The organism is Prevotella sp. CAG:592 (assembly GCF_000436015.1).
Classification (GTDB): Bacteria; Bacteroidota; Bacteroidia; order Bacteroidales; family Bacteroidaceae; genus Prevotella; species Prevotella pectinovora.
This window is the reverse complement of record NZ_FR892635.1, coordinates 1-3,378: the sequence shown is the minus strand read 5'-3', so window position 1 is coordinate 3,378 and position 3,378 is coordinate 1. Positions and strand designations below refer to the sequence as shown.

The 3,378-nt window shown below is 46.8% G+C and carries 4 protein-coding genes; 3 read left to right on the top strand and 1 reads right to left on the bottom strand.

All coding sequences use genetic code 11. The features are described from left to right. Window positions 1-470 precede the first annotated feature (470 nt). Window positions 471-815, bottom strand: coding sequence for a nucleoside-diphosphate kinase (locus QVO99_RS11120; RefSeq protein WP_022317588.1), 345 nt, complete (start codon window positions 813-815; stop codon window positions 471-473). Window positions 816-1,178: 363 nt separating this feature from the next. Here QVO99_RS11120 and QVO99_RS10580 point away from each other — a divergent pair, with 363 nt between their 5' ends. From QVO99_RS10580 to QVO99_RS10570, 3 genes are all read left to right on the top strand, one after another. Then, the gene (locus QVO99_RS10580; RefSeq protein WP_022317587.1) at window positions 1,179-2,051 is read left to right on the top strand and encodes a M15 family metallopeptidase; all 873 of its coding nucleotides are present in this window, start codon (window positions 1,179-1,181) and stop codon (window positions 2,049-2,051) included. A gap of 286 nt (window positions 2,052-2,337) precedes the next feature. Beyond that, window positions 2,338-2,733 carry a hypothetical protein gene (locus tag QVO99_RS10575; protein ID WP_288177221.1) on the top strand — a complete coding sequence of 132 codons (396 nt, stop codon included), beginning with the start codon at window positions 2,338-2,340 and terminating at the stop codon, window positions 2,731-2,733. A 62-nt stretch (window positions 2,734-2,795) separates the two neighbouring features. Next, window positions 2,796-3,260, top strand: coding sequence for a MaoC family dehydratase (locus QVO99_RS10570; protein ID WP_022317584.1), 465 nt, complete (start codon window positions 2,796-2,798; stop codon window positions 3,258-3,260). The last annotated feature ends 118 nt before the right edge of the window (window positions 3,261-3,378 follow it).

Here is a 3,378-nt window from a genome sequence, read left to right as displayed (position 1 = left end):
CCGTATACTGCTCTGCCGACACCATCACCGTAGAAATCCCCGTAGGCTGCGACGCCACCATACAGCTCGCCAACGGATTCAAGAAGAAGGTGGGCAGCGGCAAGCATTCGTTCGGATTATAATATAGATAGACCATTGAAAATAGGACAGTAGTGACAGACGGATTGGAGATTTTCCAGTCAGTAATTAGAAAATGTCTAACTCATCAACTGCATCAAAAAACTGACGGAACCGGATGTCTCCAGGGAAAGGAGAAACATCAGGTTCCGTCATTATTTTTGCCTGTCTGACGAAAGGGGCCCAACAGGGAGCGTAAACTCCACCGTCAGTAAAACGTAACAATAAAAAATAATTAAAAAATTAAATATCGTCAGAAGCATATAATTTGGATAGCAGACCCGGTTTCCTATCGAAGAACTTGTCGATGCGGAAGAACCGTATTCCACTTTGTCGCTGCGTCCTCAAGAGAATCATGCGCAAGCACGATACACTCCAGCCAACTTATGCGACAAATGTTCCGAACAGACAACGGAGCTGCTTTGCATCCATTTGACTCTGAAAGAATGTCCACAGCCAACGCTGCTTCTACACTCTTCAGACATACTGCCACGACAGGCGGGGTCCCTGGCGCGCCTGAAGAAACTCTTGCCTGCGAGATGGGAATAATGGCCGTCAGAAATCTTTTCGTCGGGCAGCATCATCTTCAAACCGCAGATCCGCAGCACCTTCTTATAGAAGACACTGAGAATTTCTCCTGCTAAACCTCGCGACAAAGCACTCGGTCTTAGCAAAATTAAGGTTTTTTCTAATGCCATAGATTTAAAGTTTACTAGAATTAAAGTTATATCTATATTTTATATACTAAATTAAGATACTAAGTCATTCGGGGTGTAAAGGTAAGAAAAATTATCCAAACAATATCGTTTATAGAACAAAAATGCCTCTGTTAGCGAAAAAAAACATATATTTGCAGTATTCCATGCCGTAAGACAAGGCATAAATACGGTATCACACACAGTAAGCTGCCGACTCCGAAGAGCGAAAGGAAACGCCAGACAGGAGCTTTCACTACGGCAGCAAGACAACCACCAAACGGTCATTAGACCGTTAAGGTATATTTTTAATAACTGCTTGCAGTCCCTAATGACCGATTTAGGATAAAAGAACTTCACGACAATATGAAAGACAATCACAGTTTTCCCAACAGAAGACCATCCATCATCACCATGGCAGCAACGTTTGTTGCCATATGCCTCGCCACTGGATTTGCCTATGCAAAGCAGACAACAAACCTGACGGACGACGCACGACAGGCTACATCCGTAGAGGCGACAAACCTGACGGACGGCAGCCAACAGAAGGCATCCGTAACGGAAAAAGACCAAAGACCCGGAGGAGAGAGAACAGTCCTGAAGAACTGGGAGGCTGGCAAGACGATAAGCAGTCTGACGCTACGAGGCTACGACCTGAATAAATGTTTCATGAGCGAACCCATTCCAGACCGCGTTTTCGAGAGGATGCAGGGCAAATCGTATAAGAAAGGCTGCACGGTGAGCCGCGAGTCGCTGCGCTACGTGAAGGTGCTGCATTGGAACGACAAGGGCAAGATTTGTCTGGGAGAGCTGGTGTGCCACAAGAGCATCGCCAACGACTTGGTGGAAATCTTCGAGACACTCTTCGCCAAGAAATATCCCATAGAGAGGATGGTGCTCATAGACAACTACGGGGCTGACGACCTGAAGTCGATGGAGGCAAACAACACGTCGTGTTTCAATTTCAGATATGTGGCCGGCACGAAGGTGCCTTCAAACCACAGCTACGGCAAGGCTATCGACCTGAACCCTCTGTATAATCCATACGTGAGGAAGGGGGCGAACGGGAAGATAACGGTAAGTCCTCTGAGCGCACGGCGATATGCCGACCGCTCAAAGGACTTCAAATATAAGATTGACCGCAACGACCTTGCCTACAAGGAATTCAGGAAGCGTGGCTTCACATGGGGAGGCGGATGGAAGCGGTCGCAGGATTACCAGCATTTCGAAAAGAAATAGTCTGAAAGACTAAGGGCAAGCAGCATGAAAGTATGTGGTGTACTTTATCTCGCTCACGAGAATCTCCTTCGGGTCTTTCTTCTGATGTGTGAGTTTGAAGAGTTTGTTGACAAATGCCTGTTATTCAGATATTATTTGTACCTTTGCATCGCAGCCGGATGATGCAGGAACATCGCCACGAAGCTATATATACTTATATAATGAAACCATATATATAATTTATAATAAGGTGTGGCATCCAACCCAGACTGCAACGAAACGATACGACTTATAACAGCGCATATATATGACAACAAGAAAAACAATAATGCTTGCCGCTGCTGCATTGGCTCTGTCGGCATGTCAGGAGAGTCTGGAAGACCGTGCGGCAAGGGAGGCGAAGGAATACACGGAGAAGAACTGCCCCGTGCAGATCAACGAGGCGATAGTGACCGACAGCATGACGTTTGACAAACAGACGCTCACGCTACACTACTATCTCTCGGTGAAGGGACCTGCCGACACCACGGCAATAGCAAACTCTGAAATCAAGGAGGATATGATTAAGGCACTGCGTGGCACCACTTCGGTGAGGCCATACAAAGAGGCGGGCTACAACTTCATGTATACATTCCACTCAACAAAGCATCCGGGAAAGAAACTCTTCGAGACAAACATCACGAAAAACGACTACAAACAATAGGAGCGCGGAGACAGCATCCGTAAGAAAATAACACACATATAAACAATAAATACATCAAGAAAATGGCAAAACTGATCATCAACAACTACGACGAGTTCGCTGCCTATCTGGGCAAGAACCTCGGAACTTCTGACTATGTGGAGCTCTCTCAGGAGCGCATCAACATGTTTGCCGACGCTACGCTCGACCACCAGTGGATTCATGTGGACACGGCGAAGGCCAAGGAGGAGAGTCCATACAAGACTACCATCGCCCATGGCTATCTCACTCTATCCATGCTTCCATATCTCTGGAACCAGATCATCGAGGTGAACAACCTGAAGATGATGGTGAACTACGGTATGGACAAGATGAAATTCGGACAGGCAGTGAAGTCTGGCGAGAGCATCCGCCTCGTAACCGACCTGCAGTCTATCGCCAACCTGCGCGGTGTGACAAAGGCTGAAATCAAATTCCGTATCGAAATCAAGGAGACTGGCAAGAAGGCTCTCGAAGGCGTTGCCACATTCTTGTATTACTTTGAGTAATACGAAAGAGAAACAGAACAACACAGAACAAGCCCTGACTACCGGGATGATTGAGAAAGTGTCTCAATATGCGGTGGTCAGGGCTTGGTGTTTAACCCAAATCGGTCATTAGGGCTTG

What these genes read in the sequence shown, in the direction of transcription:
- QVO99_RS11120 (WP_022317588.1), bottom strand. Translation starts at nt 815, where the DNA reads ATGGCATTAGAAAAAACCTTAATTTTGCTAAGACCGAGTGCTTTGTCG.
- QVO99_RS10580 (WP_022317587.1), top strand. Translation starts at nt 1,179, where the DNA reads ATGAAAGACAATCACAGTTTTCCCAACAGAAGACCATCCATCATCACC.
- QVO99_RS10575 (WP_288177221.1), top strand. Translation starts at nt 2,338, where the DNA reads ATGACAACAAGAAAAACAATAATGCTTGCCGCTGCTGCATTGGCTCTG.
- QVO99_RS10570 (WP_022317584.1), top strand. Translation starts at nt 2,796, where the DNA reads ATGGCAAAACTGATCATCAACAACTACGACGAGTTCGCTGCCTATCTG.